The following is a 22,867-nucleotide window of genomic DNA, read 5'->3' on the forward strand; positions in this document are numbered from 1 at the left end:
AGAGGCTCATGAGACAGGTAGAACGTGCGATCTTCGATTTGCGCCGCGGCCTTCCGGTCGTGCTGCGCACCCCGCAAGACGACGTCTTGATCCAGCCACTGGAAGGCATCGACGATACCGCCCTGAGCGCGCTCGCTGATATGGCCGGTCACGCGCCCGGTCTAGTGATTACCACGCATCGACTCGCTTCCCTGGGCACGCACGCGCCCGAGGGCGCCGACGCAGTCCGCCTGCCCCTCGGCACGCATCACCGCGCCAGCGATGTCGTCGCCTGGGCGATGGCGGCCATGGCCGAGCCTCCGGGCATCCAGCCACCCGCCCCCGCCTCAGCGGCGGAAACGGCCGCGCTGAATTTGATGCGGCGTGGCCAGTTAGTGCCCGCCGCGCTCAGCGCCCGTGTCGACGCCACGCGGCGCGAAGCCATGGCTGCGCTCATCGACGACGGCACCCTGCTTGGTGTAGCACTCGACGACGTGCAACGCTACGGCGAAGGTGACACGACCACCCTCAAGCGTATCAGCGAAGCCAACGTGCCCCTCGCCGATGCCGAACAGGCCCGCTTCGTGCTTTTTCGCGAAAGCGACGGCCTGCGCGAACATCTAGCGGTGCTGGTCGGCGATCCCACCGAGTGGGCGGACGCCGTGCCCGTGCGTCTGCATTCGGCCTGCCTGACGGGCGATCTGTTCGGCAGCCTGCGCTGCGATTGCGGCGAGCAGTTACGCACCAGCGTGGCGGCCATTAGCGAACATGGCGGTGGCATCCTGCTGTATCTCGCCCAGGAAGGACGCGGTATCGGCCTGGCCAACAAGCTGCGTGCCTATGGCCTGCAGGATACCGGACTGGACACCGTCGATGCCGATCAGGTGCTGGGCTTCGGCGAGGACGAGCGGCAGTACCGCGCCGCGCTGCAGATGCTCGCCGAGCTTGCCGTCACGCGTATCGCGCTGTTGACCAACAATCCCGAAAAGATCGCGGCCATGAGCCTCGGCGGCATCGATGTGATGGGTCGCGAAGCCTGCTATGGCAAACTCAACGAGCACAATCGGCGCTACCTGAGCGCCAAGGCCGAACGCGCCGGCCACTGGCTGGAGGACGTGCTCGAAAGCCGCGATGTCAGCGACAGGCACGCCCTGCACCGCGATACCTCCGGCTCGCTCGAATGACGTGATGCGCGCCATGCTGGCGCGCCTCTCACTCTAGGCTATGTACGAAAAGTCGGCGAGCGAAGGTCAGACAAGGCAAAAATCTGCGAAAAGGCGGAGTTTACGGGGTGTAAATGAGTACTTTGAGCTGATTTTTAACGCCGTATGGCCGAGCACAGGCAGTTTTCGTACATAGCCTACGGGGAGCGTTCGCGCAGTTGGCCCAGATCGAAGCAGCCGGCTTCCTCGATCACGCTCGCCAGGCGCGCGGCGAAATGCGCCACCAGGCGCTCCCCCAGGGCCGGCGCGGCCAGAGTCGCGTTGCCCACCACGCCGCTGGGGTGCAGGTCCTGCGCCATCCAGGCGAAACCGGCATCGCCCTCGGGCAACAGCGTGCGTCCTGCACGTTCCTGATGGGCGCCCAGCGAGACCGCTTCGTCGAGCTCGGCCCGGCGGACCTTGTGCGGCGCCAGATGCATCATCATCGCGGTTTCCAGCGCCCCGCCGTGCAGTCCGTGGCGCAACTCCTCGGCGGGCAGCGCGTCTTCGGGCGGCGTGAAGCGAAAGTAATTCGCCTTGATCACCAGCAAACCATGCCGCTGGCGTAACTTGAGTGCCGCCAGGTCGACCACCGCCTTGTTGCCGCCATGGCTGTTGAACAGCACCAGACGGCGAATGCCCGCACGCGCCACGCTGGCACCGATATCCACCAGGTGGGCGATGGCCGTCTCCGGCGTCAGACTCAAGGTGCCGGCGAAGTCGCCATGCTCGAGGCTCGACCCCACCGCCAGGGTGGGCAGTATCAGCACATCCCGCGACGCCTCGACACGTGTGCACATCGCCGCGACCAGGCCCTCGACGATATCCACGTCGGTGGAAAGCGGCAGGTGCGCGCCATGCTGTTCGATGGCCCCCAGCGGCAACAACGCCACGCTCTCCGGGCCTACGCATCGGGCCAGCTCGGGGCTGCTCAACGACGCCCAGTCGACGCCACCGTTCGCAGTATTTTCAGGCGATGAAGCGTTCATAATCTCTCCTCCTGTTGCAACGCCGCCACCCAGTCGGCGAAGCCGCTGTCACGCACCACGCGGCGCTGCAAGGCGCTGTCCATGACCCGCGCGTCGCCGCCGGCCAGCGTCAAGCGGCGCTTGGCACGGGTAATGCCGGTATACACCAGCTCACGGGTCAGGATCGGGTTGGCATGCTCGGGCAGCACGAACAATACGTGGCCAAACTCGGAGCCCTGCGATTTGTGTACCGTCATCGCGAAGACCGTCTCGCAGGCCTCGAGACGCGACGGCAACACTGCCCGTGCGCCATCGGCGGTCGCGAAGAATACCCGTAGATGCTGCTGCGCCTCGGGATCGGGCAAGACGATACCGATGTCACCGTTGTAGAGCCCCAGTTGCGGATCGTTGCGCGTCACCATCACCGGGCGCCCGGCGTACCAGCCCTGATGGTCGTCGATGAAGCCCTCGCGCCACAGGCGTGTGGCGATGCGCGCATTGAGCCCTTCGACGCCCCAAGGGCCACGTTTGAGCGCGCACAGCACCTGGAAATCCCCCAGTCGCTCCAGCGCCTCTGTTGGCGTGGCACCTGCCGCGATGCGCCGGTAGAGATCGCGATAGCCGGCCAACGCGGCACGCTCGACGGCGGCCTGGTCGCGCGACGCCGAAAGCCACTGTATATCCGCGTACCCCGCGTCCCACGCCTGGCGAAACGCCGCGACATCGCCGGCATTGGTCGCCGCCGCCAGGGCGCCGATGCCGCTATGCGCATCGAAGCGGTAGCTCTTGCGCAGCATGACCACGTGATCGGCCAGCGGCGAACACCCGGCATCGGCGGTCATCGAGATCCCCGCCAGCCGCTCGAGAACGTCACAGGCGTGAGGCGAATAGCTCTGATCCAGGGCATTGGCGCAGAGATCGCCGAGCACCGAGCCGGCTTCCACCGAGGCGAGCTGATCCTTGTCGCCGAGCAGAATCAGGCGCGCCTCGGCCGGCATGGCCTCGAGCAGCGCGGCCATCAGCTCCAGATCCACCATCGAGGCTTCGTCCACCACCAGCAGGTCGAGACTCAGCGGATGTCCGGCGTGATGACGGAAGCGCCGCGTATCCGGGCGCGCGCCGAGCAGGCGGTGCAGCGTCAACGCCTCGCGTGGCAAGGCCGCCTTGACGTCATCGCCGACGTCGAGCCCCTGCACCGCACCGGCGATCGACTCGGACAAGCGTGCCGCCGCCTTGCCGGTGGGCGCGGCCAGTTGGATACGCAGGCCATGGCTCGACTCCGCCGACGACAGCGCCTGCGTCTGAAGCAATGCCAGCAGCCGCGTCACGGTCGTGGTCTTGCCGGTGCCGGGGCCGCCGGAGATGATCGTCAGCCGGTTACGCAGCGCCAGCGTGCAGGCCACCTTCTGCCAATCCGGCGTGTCGTCTGGCGCGGCGTTCGCGGCAAACAGCCGCGCCAGGGGCTCGGCCAGCGACGCATCCACCGGCAAGGGCCGTCCCAGACGCTCGCCGAGATGCGTCGCCACCGCCCGCTCGGCAGACCAGTAACGGCGTAGATACAAGCGCTCGCCCGCCAGCACCAGCGGCGTGGTACCCGGCCCGGGCGGCGCCACCAGCGGCGACGCGGCCAATCGCGCGGCCCAGGTGGCACTATCCAGCCCCTGCAGGAAGTCCTCGGGAAGCGGCACCTCGGCCTGCGGCGCGTTTTCTTCCAACGGCGGCAGCGAGAGCACGTCGCGCGGCGCTGACAAGGCACGCGACAGCGCCAGGCACACATGGCCACGCCCCAGTTGATGGCTGGCCAGCGCTGCCGCCAGCAGCACCTCGGCCGGCGCCTGGGCGTCGTGCTTGGCGAGAAAGCGCACGAAATGGGCATCCAGCGCGCGCAACCAGCCCAGCGCCTCCCACCACGCCAGGCTCTCGAACAATCTCGCGCGCGACGGCGGAGCCGCCTCCAGGGTCAGGGAATATTGAACGTCGCTCATGCATTCTCTCCCGGGGCAGTCTCAGGTGCGGCGACGCCGTGTTCGCGGCGCAGCGCCTCGACGAGCGCCGCGTCGCCGGCGAGCCAGGCATCCAGGGCCTCGATCAAGCGCCGTTCGGGGCGACGCTGGAAGACGCCATGACCCGGCGTGCCATCGAAGCCGCGCAGGAACACGTAACAGGCCCCACCCATGTGGGTATCGTAATCATAATCCTCGAGACGCGCCGTCAGCAGGCGGTGCAATGCCAGCACGTACAACACGTACTGCAGGTCATAGCGATGCGCGACCATGGCCTCGGCCAGCGCCTCGTGATGATAGTCGGCCAGGGCATCGCCGAGATGATTGGACTTCCAGTCGAGGACGTACCAGCGGCCGTCCTCGGCCTCGAATACCAAGTCGATGAAGCCCTTGAGCATGCCGTTGAGCTTGCGCGGCGCCAGCCGGGGGCGTGGCGTCGGCAAGGGCTCCAGCGCGCAGACCAAGGCATCGAGCGGTGTGCTCCAGGCATCCTCGGCGGGCAGCCAGAACTCCAGCTCGGCGCGCCAGGCGGCCAGGCCATCGAGGCGGATCGCTGCGCCCTGATGGCCGGCGAACGGTGCCGGCAGCGCCTGGCACAGCCAGTCGAGCAACACCGGCGCCCACTCGGCGTCGAAGCCGCCGAGGTGCAAACGCGTGCTGACCAGGCGCTGCAATTCATCACGATAAGCCGGTTCGCTCAGGCGGTCGAAGTCCACCGCTTCCAGCAGGCCATGCAGAAAGGTCCCCGGGCGTGGGCCGCGCGGAAAATCGCGTAGCGTGCGTGCGGCAGGACGCGGCACCGGATCGCGCTCGCGGCTGACCTCGACATCCAACGTCGCCGGGGCGTCCCAGGGCAGCGCCTGTGCGCCTCCGCCGCTCTCGAGACGCGCGTCGACGATCAACGCCGAATACGAGGCGATCCACCAGTCATCGTCGATGCCCCCCGTGAAACGCCGCGCCGGCGCCATTTCCGGGGATGTGCCACCGAGGCGCAGGCGATGCGTGGGCGGCTCGGGCAGCGCCTCGACGTTCAGCGCCGCCGCCAGGCGTTCGCGCAGCGCATGGCCGTCGTCATCGGCCTGGCAGCCCAGCAAGCGACCCAGCGCCGTCTCGTGCAGGCAGCTCGACACGCCGCGCCCACGCCCCAGTTGCGCAACGCCCAGCCGGCAGGCATGCGCGGCCCGCGTGAGGGCGACATAGAGCAGCCGCACGTCTTCATCCATGCGTGCCTGCTCGGCGGCCGCCAGTTGCGTGTCGTCGGCACCATGCACCCAGACCCGACCCTGGTGCGGATCGCGCCATTCGAGCAAGCCGGTGCCACGATCCGGCGTCGCCGGCCGGTAATCGCAGACGAACGGCAACAACACGATGGGATACTCGAGGCCCTTGGCCTTGTGGATGGTGATGACCTTGACCAGATCCTCGTCGCTTTCCAGCCGCTGGCTGACGGCTTCGGCATCGAGCTCGGCCGCCCCTTCGAGGAGCGCGCGATGCCACCAGCGCAACAGCGCATGTTCGCCGTCGAGCCGGGCCGACACCGTCTGCGCCAGCTCGCCCAGATGCAACAGGTCGGTCAGTGCTCGCTCGCCGTCGTCGCGCTGTCCCAGGCGTTCGGCGACCCGGAAGTCGCGCATCACCGCGCGCAGCATGGGCAGCACGCCACGCCGCTGCCACTGGCGGTGATAGTCGGCGAAACGCTCGACTTCGCGCTCCCAGGCCAGTTCATCGGCGAGCAGCGTTTCCAGCGTCGCCGGTGTATCGCACAACAGGCGCGTCGCCAACGCTGCCTTGAGGCGAGCGTCCTGGCGTGGCTGCGCCACCGCCTCGAACAACTGCAACAGCTCGAAGGCCAACGGCGTATCGAAAACGCTGGTGCGCTCGCTGAGATAGACGCTACGAATGCCGCCCTCGGCCAGCGCCCGGCGTACCGCCAATGCCTCGGCGCCCTTGCGCACCAGAATCGCGATGTCTGCGGGTCGCACCGGACGCCGGGTACCACTGTCATCGGCGGAGCTGTTATCCACAAAATAGGCGCCGCCCTCGAGCATTCGCTGGATCTCGGCACGCGTGGCATTGGCCATGCGCGCCTGATAATCCGCCTTGGTGTGACGCTCCTCGCCCGGCCACCAGGCACCAAGCGCCGCCATATCGTGGCCATCGGCGTCCACCAGGCGCGTCGACTTGCCCTGGGCTTCGACCTCGACGAAGGGGATCTCGTCGCTGCCGAACGGTTCGGGATGGCGCGCGAACAGCGTATTGACCGCCTCGACCATGGCCTGGCTGGAGCGAAAGTTGCGCGCCAGGGTGAAGCGACTCGGGGTTTCGCGCCGCGCCGCCAGATAGGTGTCGATATCGGCGCCGCGAAAGGCGTAGATCGCCTGCTTGGGGTCGCCGATCATCAACAAGGTGGTCGTGGTCTCCACCTCAGGCGCCCGGTAGATACGCGAGAAGATGCGGTACTGCAGCGGATCGGTGTCCTGAAATTCGTCGATCAACGCCACCGGCAGTGCCCGACGAATGCGCCCCGCGAGGCGCAGCGCGGCTTCCGGCGCCGCGTCAGGGTCGAGCGCGGCGTCCAGGTCGCACAACAGATCGCCGAACTCCCACCAGCCCTGGCGACGCTTCTCGGCGGCGAACATCGCTGCCACCGTATCGCGGGCATGGGCCAGCACTTGCGGTGCCAACTGATCAAAAGGCGTGGCCGTCTCGGCCAGCTCGTCGAGCAGCGCGAAAAACGCATGCGTCGGCGCCTCGTGGCCCTTCTTGGTCCCGCCTTCGAGTTTGGCCTGGCTCAGCCAGAAGCGGCCCTGGCTGTCGGTCGTGTCGTCATCACCGCCTGCCTCGAGTGTCGTCAGCCACTGCTCGAAGGCCGCCAGGCGCGTGTCGAGCTCCTCCGGCTTGTAACTGCGCTTGTTGAGAGCGCCGCGCGCGAAGGCGTCCTGCAGGCAGGCGGCGATAGCGTCGCGATCCCACGCCTGGCGCAGCCGAGCTTCCAGTTCACTGCGGGCGGCCAGCGAGCGCTCGGCACTCTCCAGCAGTGCGTTCAACGACGCGGGCGCCTTTATATACTCGCCGTCCCACCACAGCGGCTGTGCCCGGCCTTCCTTGAGCAACGGCGTCAAGGCACGGCTAAGCGCCTCCGGCCCCTCCCAGCGGCGGCGTATTTCGCGCTGCCAATGCGCCGCGAGGGGATAGAAATGGCAACGCCAATAGTCCTCCACGACCCGCGTCAACAAGGCCGAGCCGTCCTGCAGTAACTCGGCACCGAAACGCGCGCCGGCATCGAAGGCGTGGCGCGTCAGCATGCGCTGGCAGAAGCCATGGATGGTAAAGATCGCCGCCTCGTCCATCAGCCGTGCGGCCTGGTCGAGGCGCTTGGCGGCACCGGCCAGGGCGTCGTCACCGGCCTCGACCAAGGACCCCAGCAGCGCCGCGAGCACCTTGTCGTCACGCGCTTCCGGCGGCGCCAGCAACCAGTCGCGGGCCTCCTTGAGACGCCCGCGAATGCGCCCGCGCAGCTCGGCAGTGGCGGCTTCGGTAAAGGTCACCACGAGAATTTCCGGCGGCAACAGCGGACGCGGGAAATCGTACTCTTCGCGACCGGGCAACGGGCCCAGCACCAGCCGCACGTAGAGCGCCGCCAGGGTGAAGGTCTTGCCGGTGCCCGCACTGGCCTCGATCAGGTGATGGCCGGTCAACGGCAGCGTCTCGAGCACCAAGGGCTGAACGGCCGGCGCCGTGGCATGGCTGGGCGACGTCATGAACGTCCTCTGTGTACTCGCTGGGTGATGCGCGCCAGCATGTCCATTAGCGGCGCATACTGGGTGAGCGAGGCGGCGATGCCGCCTGCTGCCTCGAAGGTGGCGAAATCGGGCCACAGTTGCCCCAGTGCGCCATCGCTTGCACGCAGCGCCGCCGGCCCGGCGAAGGCATCGGTCTCGTAGCGCGCGATAAGCGCCTCGCGCAGGCCGGCATCCGGCGCTTCCCCTGCCGCCAACGGCGCCCAGTCGGCACGCGGCAAGCGTTTCCAGACTTCCTTGGCGATCTCGTCGATGGCCGGCCACGGCGCGCGATAGGCACGCGCCCAGGCCACCAGCAGGCCGTCGAGTTCGCCTGCGGCGCTGGCCTTGTCCAGTCCCGGGAGGCTCAGGCAGCGATCCTCGAAGATCGCCGTCCAGGCACACGACGCCTCCAACGTGGCATTGGCGAGCAGCCAGCGCAGATAACCGGCATACAGCCGATGCAACTTGCCGACGTGGCGATAAGGCCCCTCGCCCTCGACCTTCAGATGCCCATAGTGCCCCGGCTCCAGCGTCACCAGCCGCCAAGGTGCCGAGGCCTCTTCGGGCGCGGCGAAAAGCCCGTCCAGACGCGCCTCCAGAGTGAGTGCTTTGTCGTCCGGTGCTTCATGGACAGCGACATAACGCACCAGTGGCGGCGTCGAGGCGACGCACTCGGCCACCTCGCGGCGCCAGCTTTCCACCTGGCGCGACAGGCGCGCCAGGCGCGGTTCGATCAAGGCCTCGCCGAAACCCGCCGTGGGCAAGCGCCCGGCCAGGCGCAGCCGCTCGGCGACGGCGGTAAGCGGCACGCCATCGCGGGCGCCCTCGAGCAGCTCGCGCTTGAGGCCGTGGTCTTCCAGGCCATCCGGCGCGAACGGCTCATTGTCCTCGTCGGGGACCTGGGCGTCGGCGAAATGTACCCCCAGGCGTCCCAGATAGACCGTCCAGGGACGACGCAGCACGCGTTGCAGATCACCGAGACCCAGCGGTTCACTGGGCAATTCGACCGCCGTGGCGGCATGTGGCAGCACGGATTCGTCGCGCTCGGGTAGCATATACAGCGCCTCCCAGCTCGACTCATAGGTGAAGCGCGGATCGTCGCGTTCGAAGTAGCGTCGCGAGAACGGCTGCAACGGATGCGTCTCGATCAGGCGCTGCGCCAGTCGGGTGGCGCGGTCGGCGGCATCGCTCTCCGGCACGTCCCAGCCTTGCTCGAGGGTATCGAGCAACTCGCCGAGCAACACCGACGGCGGGCGCGGGGTATTGTCGCGCACATCGCGCCCCACCCAGGAGAGCGTCAGGCGTTCGCGCGCCGAAAGCATGGCCTCGAGCATCAGGTAGCGGTCGTCATCACGCCGCGAACGGTCCCCGGGGCGCGGCCGCGTGGCCATCAGATCGAAATCCTGGGGCTGGCGCACGCGGGGATAGTCGCCGTCGTTCATGCCCAGCAGATAGACATGGCGAAAGGGAATCGCGCGCATCGGCATCAGCGTCGCGAAGTTGACCTTGCCGGCTAGAAAGCGCTGCGCGAGGCCGCCTTCGTCGAGTTCGGCGCGCAGCGCATCGCGCACCACACCGAGTCCCACCGGGGCCTCGAAGCCGGCCTGCCGACATTGCTGCGACCAGCGCCCCAGCGCCGCGTCGAGACGCGCCACGACATCGTGCTCTTCTGCGCCGGTGGGGCTCAGGCAGGCGGCGAACAAGGCCTGCAGACGTCCCAGCCATGCCTCGGGGGACAGCCGCTCGCTCAAGGCCGCACACTGCGTTTCCAGAGTCTCGAGCAGCGCCGCCACACGCCCGGCAAGATCCGCCTCGAGCCCGCCCACCTCGGCATACGGCACGATACCTTGGAAGTCCCAGCTCGGCGGGCGCCCCAGTGAGTCATCACTTTCGCCCTGAGCACCGGCCGAGGCCGGTTCGCCCACCGCATAGCCGAGCAGCATGCGCGACAGCCCGAAGCGCCAGCTGTTCTCGCCCAGCGCCGGAAATCCCAGTGATTGACGGTGCTCGGCACTCAGCCCCCAGCGCACACCGCTGCCGGCCAGCCACTGGCGCAGCCGTTCGAGTTCGGCCTCGTCGATGGCGAAACGGGCACGAAATGCGGGCACTTCCAAGGCATCGAGCACCTCGCTGACCGTCAGACGCCGCTCGGGCAAGTCGAGCAACAGCAAGGCCAGCACCATCAGCGGGTGCGCCTCGCTGGCCACCTGGTCGGCGATGGTGAAAGGAATATGCCGGGGATGCGACGGCGGCAACTGACCGAAGACCGCCTCGATGCAGGGCGCGTAGCGGTCGATCTCCGGCACCATGACCACGATGTCGCGAGGCCGCAGCGGCTCGCCCGCCGCCTCGGCGTCCTCGAAGGCCGCCAGCAAGCGGTCGTGGAGGATCTCCACCTCGCGCAGCGGTGAGTGAGCGCTGACCAGGGCCAGGGAGTCGTCGTCCGGGGCGATCGTTCTCGGCCCGCCTTCCTGTCGGGCGCGCTCGCCGGGATGCACCAGTTCGAGGACATCCTGTTGTAACTGCTGCAGCAGCGTCGGCGACTGCGCAGGCGCCATATCACGGAAGACATCGGTTTCCAGGTCGAAGCCGCGCGCGCTCTCGAATTCGTACAGGCCGACGATGAAATCGCGCCCCTGGGTGCCCCACCCCGCCAACAGCGGATTGGCGTGCAGGTGCAGGGCCTCCTCGTCGAGTTCGGCCAACCACGGTGCCTCGGGGTGGCGCGCTTCCTGCTCGTGGCGTGCCTGGGCCGATAACCGCCCGGCGCGTTTGATGGCATCGCGGTCGGACACGATATCGCCCCAGTAGTGGCGACACGGGTTGGCGATCATCAGGAACACGTCGACCACGCCGGACAGCGCATGCAAGGCCTCCAGCGTCTGCGCCGGCAACGCCGAGATGCCGAACACGAACAGCCGTGGCGGCATCTCGCGGGGTCGCTCGCGAAGCTGCCGGGCGGCGTCGAGAAAACGCCGGTGCAGACGCGCGCGATGGTGCTCACGTGCCTGCGCCGGGGCATCTTCGATCAGCGCCCGCCACAGCGCCGGCTGCCAGCGCTGGTCGTCGGGCAACTCCAGAGGCGCCGTCTCGCCGCGCTCCCAGGCTTCGATCCATTCGGGCCGGTAGATCAGGTACTGATCGAAGAGATCGGCGAGGCGCACCGCCAGATGCCAACGGCGACGCTCGCGCGCCTCATGTGCGGCGCCCGGCATGGGGCTGGCCTCCAGCGCCTCGCTCTGCAAGTAATCGCGAAGCGGCGCGTAGCAACTCGGATCGTCGGGCGCGGCTTGCGGATCGAGACAGCGCTCCAGCAGATGCATCAGGCGCCAGGCCAAGGGCGTCTTGTCGAATGGCGAGTGCTCGGGAATGTCATCGCCGAGCACCGCGCGATAGGCACGCCACACGAAGCTCGACGGCAAGGGGAAATCCACCGAGGCGGCGATGCCATCGGCCTCGGCCAGCGTCAGGCGCAACCACTGCGCCATGCCGTTGGATTGCACGAGGAAAGTTTCCGGCACCAGCGGCGGTTGGCGATGGCGCCGAATGACATCGAGCGCCAGGCTTCCCAGGTCCTCGAGATGATTGGCGTGTATGACGCTGAACATGGATGCTCCCGGCGGTCGAGGTAACGTCCAGCGGTATCTTACACCATCGTGTGGACGGCCCCGAGCCCCGGGGAGGTGAAGGGAGCCGACGCGCCTGGACGCTACCGCATTCCGAAAGTCGTGGTGCCGCCAATAGTCAACCCAAATAAAACCAAAAGGTTGACATAGGAATGTACCCTCGTATCCTCACTGTTAACTTTTAATCACTAATAAAGTTAACGGAGAGCGAGAACATTATGCCTGCCCGGTCACACGACAACGCTTGCGGTGATCTCTCAAAGACTCGCCACGATTGGTCCCTGAAGGAAATCCGTGAGCACCAAGGCGAGTCGATGTTCCACGCCGCCTACGAAGCCTGATCTCATGGCCGAGACCTGGACCCGCCGTCTGAACGAACGGGCCGCAGCCCGACGCGCCGAGGGACTGTGGCGGCGGCGAACCACCCTCGCGCCCGGTGATACGCGACGCGACTTCGCCGGCAACGACTACCTGGGCCTGGCCGGCGACCCACGGCTCGCCGAGGCCCAGGCCGAGGGTGCAAGACGCTTCGGCGCCGGGGCTCGGGCCTCGCATCTGGTCGCCGGGCATCTCGATGTTCACGAGCGGCTAGAGCAACGTCTGGCCACGCTCACCGGGCGTCCCCGAGCACTGCTGTTCTCCACGGGTTACATGGCCAATCTGGGCACTCTCCAGGCGCTGTGCGACCGCCACATCCCGGTCTTCCAGGATCGCCTCAACCATGCCTCGCTGATCGATGGCGCCCAACTTGCCGGCGCGCCCTCGCGGCGCTTTCACCACCGCGACCTCGCCGACCTCGAGCGCCTGTTGGTCCGGGCCCCGAACGATGCCCCGGCCCTGGTGGTCAGCGACGGCGTGTTCAGCATGGACGGCGACATGGCCGACATCGCCGAGCTGGCCGCGACCACTCGCCGCCACGGTGCCTGGTTGATGGTCGACGATGCCCACGGCCTGGGCGTACTCGGTGAACATGGCGACGGTTGCGTGGGACGCGCTCACGGCGTCGACGACGTGCCGATACTGGTCGGCACCCTGGGCAAGGCTCTGGGCAGTGCCGGGGCCTTCGTGGCCGGCGATGCTGCCCTGATCGAGCATCTCATCCAGTTCGCCCGTCCCTACATCTACACCACGGCCCAGCCACCCGGCGTGGCAGCGGCCACCCTGGCCGCCCTGAACATCCTCGGAGACGAACCCGAGCGTCGCACCCAACTGTTTGAGCGCATCGACCGTTTCCGCCGCGAGGCCGCCACACTCGGCTTGCCGCTGACCGACTCCCACACGCCCATCCAGCCCATCGTGCTGGGTGACAACGCGCGCGTCATGCGCTGGGCCGAGCACCTGGGCCGGGCCGGATTGCGCGTCGGCGCCATCCGCGCGCCCACCGTACCCCGCGGCCAGGCACGCCTGCGGATCACCCTGAGTACCGCCCATGACGATGACGCCATCGACGCCCTGCTCGAGGCACTGGACGCCTGTCGACGGGAGGGTATCTCATGACGCAGTTGATATTGCTCAGCGGCTGGGGCTGCGATGCCCGGCTGTGGCAGGCGCTCGACGGATACTGGTCGACGGAAGTCGACATCGAGACACCGGATTGGCCAGGCTATGGCGATCGCGCCGCGCTCGACGATCCCGCCTCGCTGGACGGCCTGGCCGACGCCATGGCCAATGACCTGCCGAGTGACGCCGTCTGGATCGGCTGGTCGCTGGGTGGTCTGCTGGCCGGCGCTCTGCTCGACCATCTTCCCCCACCTCGCGCCCTGGTACTGCTCGGGATGGACGAACGCTTCTGCCATCCCGAGGGCGTCAGCGAGTCCGATCTAGCGACCTTCCGCGACGCCTTCCGACGCAATCCGGAGGCTACCCGCAGCCACTTCCTGCGCTGGCAGCTCGGTGGCGAACCATCGCCCAGGAGCGCTCATCGACGACTGCGCGCCCTGCTCGGCGACGCCGCTCCTGCGACTTCGGCCACTCTGGCGGCGGGCCTCGAGCAGCTCGCCACGCTCGACAACACTTCGCGCCTTGCTACCGCCTCCTGCCCGGTGCATCGGCTGGTCGGCGCACGCGATCCCTTGCTGGCCCCGAACGTCCTTGCGCACGCCGATCGACGTATCGAGGACGCAGGCCACTGTCCGTTGCTCAGCCAACCGCAGCAACTGGCGACATTATTGTCGGGTATCGCCGCCCGCCCGGGAGCGATGCCATGATCACCGCCTCGACCGTCACCGAGCCAATCGATCATACCGACGCCGCCGACTGGCGCGCCCGGGTCGCCCATGCCTTCTCGCGGGCCGCACCGTATTACGCCCGCCGCGCCAAGGCGCAGCGGGCCATGGCCGAACGGCTGCTCGAGCGGCTGCCGAGGCATGCCGACAACCTCCTGGATCTGGGCTGCGGTCCCGGCGACCTCACCGCCGAACTGGCCCAATACTATGGTGAAAACTGCACGGTGAGCGGTCTCGACCTGGCCCCGGGCATGCTCGCCGAGGCCCGCAAGCGTCACGGAGCGTCCGCCATCTGGCTATGTGCCGATGCCGCCGACCTGCCGCTGCCGAGCGCACGCTTCGATCTGGTGGTCTCCAACCTGGCGATCCAGTGGAGCCCGGATCTCGACGCGGTACTCGGTGAGATTCACCGGGTACTGCGCCCCGGCGGACGCGCGCTGATCAACACCCTGGGACCAGGCACCCTCGATGAGATAGGCCAGGCCTGGGCACGCCCCACCGCCCTGCTCGAGTTCCGCGATGCCGACCACTATCGGAGGTCCGCTCATGGAGCCGGCTTTCGGCGCGTCGAGGTCTCGGCGCACACCGAGCGCTTCCACTACCCCGACCTGTCGGCCGTGATGGCGTCCATCAAGGGCGTCGGCGCCCAGGTGGCGCGCGCCGGAGCGCGGCTTTCCCGCGCCGACATGGCACGTGCCACTCGCCGCTACGAGCATCTGCGCACGGATGCCGGACTACCCGTTTCCTATCACCTGCTGAGTCTCGACCTGGAACGCTGAATGACCGCTTACTTCGTTACCGGCACCGACACCGATGCCGGCAAGACCCTCGTCGCCAGTGGCCTGCTGGCCCTGGCCCGACGCCACGGCCGGACCACCCTCGGGCTCAAGCCGGTAGCCTCCGGCTGTGACAGCACATCCCGAGGGTTGTGCAACATCGACGCCCTGACCCTCCAGGCCCAGAGCGAACCTGCCACCGCCTACACCACCATCAACCCCTACGCCTATGAACCGGCCATTGCCCCGCACCTGGCCGCCCGTCGTGCCGGCGAGATCCCGACGCTGGATGACCTGGTCGCAGTCACCGCCGCTCCGCTGGCCGAGAAACACGGGATGACGCTGATCGAAGGCGCCGGCGGCTGGCGCGTCCCACTCAATGACACCGAAGACCTCGCCGGCCTGGCGGTGCGCCTCGGGCTGCCAGTGGTCTTGGTAGTGGGGCTCAAGCTCGGCTGCCTGAACCACGCCCGGCTCACGGCCGAGGCGATTCGCGCCGACGGCCTGCCACTGGCCGGTTGGGTCGGCAACCTGATCGAGCCGGGACTGTCCTTCGACGCGACCGCCGATGAGGCCTGCTATCGCAACAACCTGGCGACCCTGGAGCGCAGCCTGGACGCGCCCTGTCTCGGCATCGTTCCGCGCCTGACCGCCGACACGCCGGACGCGCGCGCCCGTGCCGCCGCCGACTACCTGACGCTGCCCGGCGATGAATGACGTCCAACACCCGCGCCCCCCCCCCGATACACTACCCACATGCGAGGAATCCCGATGACCTCCCCCGTCTGGCCCCCCTATGCCCATCTCAACACCCAGGCGCCATCACCCAAGGTAGTCGGTGGCGAGGGGCCCCGATTCACCCTGGAAAGCGGCGAGTCGCTGCTCGACGCCACTTGTTCCTGGTGGTGCATGATCCACGGCTATCGCCACCCACGGCTGGTGCGTGCCATCCAGCGGCAGGCCGAGGAACTTTGCCATGTGATGCTCGGCGGACTGACCCACGAGCCCGCAGACCGCCTGGCCCGCGAGCTGGTGCGCGTCACGCCTGAAGGATTGAACCATGTATTCTTCTCCGACAGCGGCTCGGTCGGCATGGAAGTGGCGATGAAGATGTCGGTGCAGTATCACTATCTGCGCGGCAAACCGGCCAAGCATCGCATGCTGTCCCTGATGAAGGCCTACCACGGCGATACCGCCGGCTGCATGGCGGTCTGCGATCCCGAGGAAGGCATGCACTCGCTGTTCGCCGGTTTTTTGCCGCAACATCGCTTCGCCCCGGCGCCCACTGCCCCGTTCGATGCCGAAGAAGATGCCGTACAGACCGATCTCGACGCCCTGCGCGAAGTATTAGAAGCTCATCACCACGAGATCGCCGCCCTGCTCATGGAACCGCTATTGCAGGCAGCCGGCGGCCTCAACATGACCTCGCCCCATTACCTGCGTGGCGCCCGAAAACTGTGCGATGAGTTCGACGTGCTGCTGGTGTTCGACGAGGTCGCCACCGGCTTCGGCCGCACAGGAAAGATGTTCGCCGCCGACCACGCCGCTGTGACGCCGGACATCATGGTGCTCTCCAAGGGCCTGACCGGCGGCTACCTGGGGCATGCCGCAACCCTGGCCACCGATCGCGTGCATGACACCTTCATCGGCGATAGCGAGCTGCATGCCTTCATGCACGGCCCCACCTTCATGGGCAACCCGCTGGCCTGCCGGGTGGCGCTGGAAAGCCTGGCAGTATTCGAGGAGGATGACTATCTGAACCGCATTCAGGCGCTGAACGGCGTGCTGCGCGAGGAACTGCTCGACGACGAGGTGCTACGTGTGCACCCGGACGTGGTCGACGTGCGCGTGCTGGGTGCCACTGCGGTGATCGAGGTCCACGATGCCAAGGCACTCAAGGGCGTGGCCGACTTCGCCCTTCAACAGGGCGTGTGGCTGCGTCCCTTCGGTCGCTGGCTGTACACCATGCCCGCCTACATCACATCGAGTAACGACTTGCGCCATATTACCGGTGTCATGAAGCATTGGTTCAGCACACGTCACGCCCCTCGACCCGGCAGGAATGTCGCGACTCATCCATGAAGACGCGGATTACGTCTTGGCCCGCCGGCAATGTTAACCTGTCGGGCTAATGTGCCCTTTCATTCACCGGCACCGCGAATTCCGCGAGGAGTCATCCGTGCAGCCATTGCCGCCTCCCTACCCGAATACCGCCGAGGGACGCCCACGGCGGGTCGGCGTGGAAATCGAATTCGCCGGCCTCATGCCGGATACCGCTGCGCGGCTGGTCGTCGATTGCTTCGGCGGCGACATCGTACGCAAGAGCCCTCACCGCATGAGTGTCGAAGGCACGCCCTGGGGCAAGTTCACCATCGAGCTGGACAGCAAATACGTCCATCCCGATGCGGCGGTCATGAAGGCCAACGGGATGGCCCCCGGCCAGGCGCCCTCGGCGGGACGCGAATGGCGCATGGAGTTCCATCAGCGCTCACGCGAGTGGCTCGGTGAAATGGTCGCCGGCCTGGTGCCCACCGAAATCGTCTCGCCACCGATTCCGTGGTCGCAGCTCGGCGAGTTCGATCGGCTCTTCGAGGCCTTGCGCCGGCATGGCGCGGAAGGCACCGATGCCAGCGTCTTCTATGGTTTCGGGTTGCATCTCAATCCCGAAGTCCCGGCGACCGATACGCCAAGCGTCCTCGCGCATCTGCAGGCCTATATCATCCTCGCCGCCTGGCTGCGCGATCAGATCCAGGTCGACATCACGCGCGAGATACTGCCGCATACCAACCCCTTCCCCAAAGCCTATGCCTTGAAGGTGCTCGATCCCGATTACGCACCGACGCAGGCGCAGTTGATCAGCGATTACCTGCGCGACAATCCCACGCGCAACCGTGAACTCGACATGTGCCCCCTGTTCGCCCACCTCGCACCCGAGGCCGCGCATCCCTTGCTCCAGGAAAGCCTGGTCAAGCCGCGCCCTACCTTTCACTTTCGCCTGCCCAACGCCCAGCTCAACACGCTCGACTGGGGCAGTGTCACGGAATGGAATCGTTGGGTAACGGTCGAACGCCTGGCTGCCGATCCGCATAGCCTGCACACACAGATGCAGGCCTATCGCGCCCACCATGCGCAATCGACGATGGGGCAATGGCGGGACAAACTGAAACGCTGGGTCGAGAAATGAGCTCACGACCACTAATCGGTATCACCACCTCGGACCACAAGAGCTTTCTGGCGTGGGCATGCGACCGGCTCGCCGTGTGGCGTGCCGGCGGCCAGCCGGTGCGACTATCACCTTCGCGCGAGATTCCCGAAGGGCTCGCGGGATTGATGATCGGCGGTGGCGACGACATCGGCGCCCAGCTCTATGATGGCGGGGAGGTGCGCCTCGATGTGCGTGTCGACCCCGCGCGGGATCAATTAGAACTCTCGCTGCTCGAGCGTTTTCTGCCCCAACAGTTGCCCGTGCTGGGCATCTGCCGAGGCGCGCAGATCATCAACGTGCACTGTGGCGGCACCCTGATCGGCGATATCTATACCACCTACGATCATGTGCGCCGCCAGCGCACCGTACTGCCTCGCAAGCAGGTCGACATCGCCACCGAGAGCCGCTTGCATACCCTGCTCGGCGTCTCGCGCTGCCGCGTCAACAGCCTTCATCACCAGGCAGTGGATCGGCTCGGCGATACCCTTCACGTCGTGGCGCGCGACCGCGATGGCCTGATTCAGGCCATCGAGGCCTCTGGATACCCCTATCTGGTCGGCGTACAGTGGCATCCCGAATTCCTCATCTTCAATCGCCCCCAGCAGCGTCTTATTCGCGGCCTCGTCGACGCCGCACGCACGCGTTGATCGCACTGCCCTTCCCACACGACGACGCCCCGCATGATGGCGGGGCGTCGTGGTCTGCGTGCGATTTCGTCGAGGACCTCTCAGCGGCTCATGAAGCCATGACAGCCAGACGCCGACCGCTCGACGCACGCATCAGATAGAGCCCGATGACGATGCCCAACCCGCCCAACGCAGCGACGTAGAACGCCGGGAACAGGGGATGCACGGTCATCAACACCGACACCACGATGGGCGTGAAACCGCCGAAGATGGCGTAGGCGACATTGTACGAGAACGACAGCCCCGTGAAACGCACCATGGCCGGGAACGATTTGACGGCAATCGTCGGTACCACGCCGACGATCCCCACGGCGAAACCGCAGACGATGTAAAGCGGCGTCAGCCACTCGGGATGCGTGCCGACGGTGGTCATCATCGCCCAGTAGCTGATCGCCAATAGCAAACCCCAGAGCATGATGGTCGGGCCGCTGCCGAAGCGGTCCGCGCTCCAGCCCGAGGCCAGGCACCCGACCACCACACCGAGGATGGCATAGACATTGGCCAGCGAGGCATCCAGCGCGTAGCGGCTCTCGAGCAGGCTCGGCGTCATCAGGATCACCACCACGATGGCGGCGGTCAGAATCCAGGTGACGGCCATCGACAGCACCACACTCGGCAAGTGGTTGCGCAAGATACTCTTGACCGGTAGCTCCTCGGCCAGCGCCTTCTTTTCCTGCATCTCGGCAAACACCGGCGTCTCGTGCAACCAGCGACGCAGGTACACGGCCAACAGCCCGAACACCCCGCCGATCAGAAACGGAATCCGCCAGGCATACGCGGCCAGCTCAGCATCGCTGTAGGTGGTCTTGATGAACGCCGACATCAGCGAACCGATGAGAATCCCCGACACCAGGCCAGCAGACAGCGTGCCGCAGGCGAAGCCCACGTGGCGGCGCTTGACGTGCTCGGTGACGAACACCCAGGCACCGGGCACTTCACCGCCCACCGCAGCCCCCTGCAGGATACGCAGCGCTACCAGCAGCAGGGGCGCCGCATAGCCCAGGGTGTCGTAGGTCGGCATCAAACCGATCAACAGCGTCGGCACCGACATCAGGAAGATCGACAGGGTAAACATCTTCTTGCGCCCCAGCAGATCACCGAAGTGCGCCATGATGATGCCACCCAGCGGGCGTGCCAGATAGCCGGCGGCGAAGATCCCGAAGGTCTGGACCTGGCGTAGCCATTCAGGCATCTCGGGGGGAAAGAACAACTGCCCCACCACCGTCGCGAAATACACGAAGATGATGAAGTCGTAAAACTCCAGTGCGCCGCCCAGGGCGGATAGCGATAGCACCTTGACGTCGCGGCGATTCAGCGGGCGCGACGATGCCGCATCGGTCTCTTGCGAAGTAGCCATGATGAATGAGGTCTTCCGTCGAATGATCGTTGATCGTGTTATATGAACATCAGTCCAGCGTCGCGATACCCAAGTAGGGAGGGAGGTACCGACCGACGAGCGTATAGGAGGCTAACAGATTCGCGGAAAGACTGCATCGGCGACGTTGTCAAGTATCAACGACACCAAGGGAGAGCACTTACTATAAGAAGACCGTCGCAAATATAAAAGGGCCGGCGCAAGGCCGGCCCTCGGGGAAGCGGAAGTGATACCGCTATCAGCTTTCGAGCGTTGCATCCAGCGTGATCTCGGCATTCAGCACGCGCGAGATCGGGCAACCTTCCTTGGCCTTGTTGGCCGATTCCTCGAAGCCTGACTGATCGATGCCCGGCACCTTGGCGCGGGTGACGAGGTGTACCTTGGTGATCTTGAAGCCGCTGTCATCCTGATCCAGCGTCACGGTCGCTTCGGTACGCACATCGTCGGGATCGTGGCCAGCTTCTCCCAGAATCATCGACAGCGCCATCGAATAGCAACTGGCGTGGGATGCCGCGATCAATTCCTCGGGATTGGTCCCCGGCTCGCCTTCGAAGCGCGTATTGAAACCATAGGGATTGTCCTTGAGCGCACCGCTCTGAGTGGAGACCGTCCCCTTGCCGCGCTTGAGACTGCCTTGCCAATGGGCGGAACCGGTTTTCTCGATACTCATTCGTGCCTCCTGTCGTGAGTGGGCGTCATGCCCTTACACCATAGTCCATGTGGGTGATGTCGTGGACTTCAAGGGGCAAAGGATCAATCACTCGCCCGAACGCGACGACACGCCGCCCACTGCTCCGCCAGCGCAGCGCTGCCCATTTCACGCAAGACTGCGACGTTACGCTCGGGGATGGCGTCAGGATCGGCATATCCCGCCACGGCGGCCTCGACACTGGCTTCGCGCAGGAGATGCCACATCGGCCAGGGCGAGCGATTGGTGTAATTGGCGGGATCGTTGGCCGCGACGCCCTCAAAAACATAGTCGGGGTGAAAGCTCGCCAGTTGGTAGATCCCCGCATAGCCCTCCGCCTCGAGCAAGGCCTCGGCGACGCCTAGCAGATCCAGATAGTCGTCGAAGTCGGCCAGTCCCTCCGGCAGGATCACCAGCGTGGTCTCGATTGCCGGCTCGCCGTCCAGCCGCTGACATTCCTCGATCAAGGTATGCAGCAGGCGTTCGGGAGCGGCATCGCCCGCCACGACATAGCGCACGCTGTCACGGCGCACCTCGCGACCGGCGAAGGGGCAAACGTCATGCGCCACGACGAAGTTCGCTACCCAGGCGCGGGTCATGGCGATGACATCGGCATCCAAGGGACGCTCGGACATATGAATCGATCCTGAAACGAGAGAGGGCTACCAGTATAACGGACTTGTCGTGCTTTCCGTGTCGGCGCACCCTGAATGCATCCGCATTCATCCATACTATTCCCTCATGCCAATGCCAGGGAGGCAGCGATATGTCCAAACTCCTTTCCCCCGACACACCTAGCGTCACCCTCGCCGCCACCGCCCGGGAACCCGCCGTCACGCTGCCCGCCATCGGCCAGGGTAGCTGGCACATGGGCGAGAACCGCGCTCCGCGCCGTGATGAAGTCCACGCCCTGCAATACGGTCTCGACTTGGGCATGACGCTGATCGACACCGCCGAGATGTACGCCGACGGCGGCGCTGAGAAAATCGTCGGCGAGGCCCTGCGCGGGCGTCGCGACGAGGCCTTCGTGGTCTCCAAGGTCTACCCGTGGAATGCTGGCCGCCAGGACGCCGTCGCCGCCTGCGAGCGCAGCCTGAAACGCCTGGGCAGCGATTATCTGGACCTGTATCTACTGCACTGGCCCGGCAACGTCCCCCTGGAAGAAACGCTGGAAGCATTCGAGCATCTACAAGCCCAGGGCAAGATTCGCCGCTACGGCGTCTCCAACTTCGACATCGACGACATGCACGCCCTGCATAGCTTGCCCGGTGGCAATGCCAGCGCCGTCAACCAGGTGCTCTATCATCTCGGCTCGCGGGGTATCGAACACAGCTTGCTGCCCTGGCAGCGCCAACACGTCCTGCCGACCATGGCCTACTGTCCGCTAGCCCAGGGCGGTCAGGAACTCGACCACCCCGAGGTCCGCGCTATCGCCGATACATTCGGCGTCACCCCCGCCCAGGTGCTGCTGGCATGGGCGATCCGCCCGGTGAACGGCCAACGCGACGTCATCGCCATCCCCAAGGCCGTGCAGCCCGCTCACGTCGAAGCCAACGCCGCTGCCCTGGCACTCACACTGGACGACGCCAGCCTCGCGCGCCTGGACGCCGCCTTTCCCGCGCCGACGCGCAAACCACCGCTGGATATCGTCTAGGTGCATCGACCATTCGAGGAGAATAAATCGTCAGGCGGCATTCCGCTGAGGCAAGCGGCGTCGCGTTCGCTGTAGCCGTACTCGTCTCGCAAACCGCAGTGGATGGCTTGACGCTCTTCGAGCGGCTTGTGCTGACTCGCTTTGCATTTGCCTTCCAGACGCTCGATGGTGAGTTCGACGCCGACGATGGCCCGGCACATCGCCGCAATATAATCGTCGGGCGCATCGCTCACCCGCCAAGGCCTTTCCCGTTCGCCTTCGAAGCGTTCGGTAAGTGCTGTCACCGTCTCGACTAACCAGTGCGGAGCGTCGATCAAACGAAGCCGGCCATGCGCATGCACCACCTGATAATTCCAGGTCGGCACCACCTTGCCGTGCTCCCGCTTGGCCGGATACCAGCTCGGCGTGATATAGGCCTGAGGGCCGTGGAAGATCGCCAACGCCTCGAGCATCTCTGCCGGGTTTTCCGCAACTGGGCTTTCAAGACAGGACACCAGCGGATTGGCACGCGCTATATGGCCACGCAGGATATCCGGCGATTGCGCATCCGCTGCCGGTGTCAGCAACAGCGGCAAGTGATCGGCGCTTAGCGCACCGGATGAGTCCCGAGTCACCAGCGTGGCGAAGGGAGCGGATGCGATGGCGCGACGACATTCGGCACGATCATCGAGGCGAAACTGAGACGGCTGATACATGGC

General features: G+C 66.3%; 17 protein-coding genes. 9 read left to right on the forward strand and 8 right to left on the reverse strand.

Annotation, left to right across the window (positions count from 1 at the left end):
- Positions 1–8: 8 nt before the first annotated feature.
- Complete coding sequence (locus L1073_RS03385; protein ID WP_246896871.1) at positions 9–1,163, forward strand: GTP cyclohydrolase II; 1,155 nt, start codon at positions 9–11, stop codon at positions 1,161–1,163.
- 176 nt (positions 1,164–1,339) lie between these two features.
- Here the strand turns inward: L1073_RS03385 and L1073_RS03390 are convergent, their stop codons facing one another.
- Genes L1073_RS03390 through recC form a run of 4 tightly spaced genes read right to left on the reverse strand, consistent with a single transcriptional unit; the run spans position 1,340 to position 11,542 of the window.
- Positions 1,340–2,170 (reverse strand): creatininase family protein, encoded by an 831-nt coding sequence (locus L1073_RS03390; RefSeq protein WP_246896872.1) that lies wholly within the window; start codon positions 2,168–2,170, stop codon positions 1,340–1,342.
- Positions 2,167–4,134, reverse strand: a complete 1,968-nt coding sequence (gene recD / locus L1073_RS03395; RefSeq protein ID WP_246896874.1) for an exodeoxyribonuclease V subunit alpha — start codon at positions 4,132–4,134, stop codon at positions 2,167–2,169. Before recD ends, L1073_RS03390 begins: the two co-directional genes overlap by 4 nt.
- Positions 4,131–7,913 carry an exodeoxyribonuclease V subunit beta gene (gene recB, locus L1073_RS03400; protein ID WP_246896875.1) on the reverse strand — a complete coding sequence of 1,261 codons (3,783 nt, stop codon included), beginning with the start codon at positions 7,911–7,913 and terminating at the stop codon, positions 4,131–4,133. The genes recD and recB overlap by 4 nt, the downstream gene beginning before the upstream one ends.
- Positions 7,910–11,542 (reverse strand): exodeoxyribonuclease V subunit gamma, encoded by a 3,633-nt coding sequence (recC, locus tag L1073_RS03405; protein WP_246896877.1) that lies wholly within the window; start codon positions 11,540–11,542, stop codon positions 7,910–7,912. The genes recB and recC overlap by 4 nt, the downstream gene beginning before the upstream one ends.
- A gap of 363 nt (positions 11,543–11,905) precedes the next feature.
- Here recC and bioF point away from each other — a divergent pair, with 363 nt between their 5' ends.
- From bioF to L1073_RS03440, 7 genes are all read left to right on the forward strand, one after another.
- Entirely contained in the window at positions 11,906–13,057 is a 1,152-nt protein-coding gene (gene bioF, locus L1073_RS03410; RefSeq protein WP_246896879.1) for an 8-amino-7-oxononanoate synthase, read from the forward strand.
- Entirely contained in the window at positions 13,054–13,767 is a 714-nt protein-coding gene (locus L1073_RS03415; RefSeq protein WP_246896881.1) for an alpha/beta fold hydrolase, read from the forward strand. Before bioF ends, L1073_RS03415 begins: the two co-directional genes overlap by 4 nt.
- Positions 13,764–14,564, forward strand: coding sequence for a methyltransferase domain-containing protein (locus L1073_RS03420; RefSeq protein WP_246896883.1), 801 nt, complete (start codon positions 13,764–13,766; stop codon positions 14,562–14,564). Before L1073_RS03415 ends, L1073_RS03420 begins: the two co-directional genes overlap by 4 nt.
- Positions 14,565–15,278: a dethiobiotin synthase gene (gene bioD / locus L1073_RS03425; protein WP_246896884.1), complete on the forward strand. Its 714-nt coding sequence runs from the start codon at positions 14,565–14,567 to the stop codon at positions 15,276–15,278. It begins immediately after the preceding gene.
- Positions 15,279–15,332: 54 nt separating this feature from the next.
- A complete protein-coding gene (gene bioA, locus L1073_RS03430; RefSeq protein ID WP_246896885.1) occupies positions 15,333–16,643 on the forward strand; it encodes an adenosylmethionine--8-amino-7-oxononanoate transaminase in 1,311 nt (436 codons plus the stop codon).
- Positions 16,644–16,740: 97 nt separating this feature from the next.
- Complete coding sequence (locus L1073_RS03435; RefSeq protein WP_246896886.1) at positions 16,741–17,745, forward strand: amidoligase family protein; 1,005 nt, start codon at positions 16,741–16,743, stop codon at positions 17,743–17,745.
- Positions 17,742–18,413, forward strand: a complete 672-nt coding sequence (locus L1073_RS03440) for a gamma-glutamyl-gamma-aminobutyrate hydrolase family protein (RefSeq protein ID WP_246896887.1) — start codon at positions 17,742–17,744, stop codon at positions 18,411–18,413. The genes L1073_RS03435 and L1073_RS03440 overlap by 4 nt, the downstream gene beginning before the upstream one ends.
- Positions 18,414–18,501: 88 nt before the next feature.
- Here L1073_RS03440 and L1073_RS03445 read toward each other — a convergent pair whose 3' ends face one another.
- From L1073_RS03445 to L1073_RS03455, 3 genes are all read right to left on the reverse strand, one after another.
- Positions 18,502–19,809: an MFS transporter gene (locus L1073_RS03445; RefSeq protein ID WP_246896888.1), complete on the reverse strand. Its 1,308-nt coding sequence runs from the start codon at positions 19,807–19,809 to the stop codon at positions 18,502–18,504.
- Positions 19,810–20,065: 256 nt separating this feature from the next.
- Entirely contained in the window at positions 20,066–20,497 is a 432-nt protein-coding gene (locus tag L1073_RS03450) for an OsmC family protein (RefSeq protein ID WP_246896889.1), read from the reverse strand.
- A gap of 83 nt (positions 20,498–20,580) precedes the next feature.
- A complete protein-coding gene (locus L1073_RS03455; RefSeq protein WP_246896891.1) occupies positions 20,581–21,150 on the reverse strand; it encodes a DUF1415 domain-containing protein in 570 nt (189 codons plus the stop codon).
- Between the two features lie 131 nt (positions 21,151–21,281).
- Here L1073_RS03455 and L1073_RS03460 point away from each other — a divergent pair, with 131 nt between their 5' ends.
- Positions 21,282–22,169, forward strand: a complete 888-nt coding sequence (locus L1073_RS03460) for an aldo/keto reductase (RefSeq protein ID WP_281505953.1) — start codon at positions 21,282–21,284, stop codon at positions 22,167–22,169.
- On the opposite strand, the gene L1073_RS03465 is transcribed toward L1073_RS03460, so the two are convergent.
- Positions 22,166–22,864 (reverse strand): FMN-binding negative transcriptional regulator, encoded by a 699-nt coding sequence (locus L1073_RS03465; protein WP_246896892.1) that lies wholly within the window; start codon positions 22,862–22,864, stop codon positions 22,166–22,168. The two genes, L1073_RS03460 and L1073_RS03465, sit on opposite strands and share 4 nt — an antisense overlap.
- Positions 22,865–22,867 lie beyond the last annotated feature (3 nt).

The organism is Chromohalobacter nigrandesensis (genome assembly GCF_023061285.1).
Lineage (GTDB): Bacteria > Pseudomonadota > Gammaproteobacteria > Pseudomonadales > Halomonadaceae > Chromohalobacter > Chromohalobacter nigrandesensis.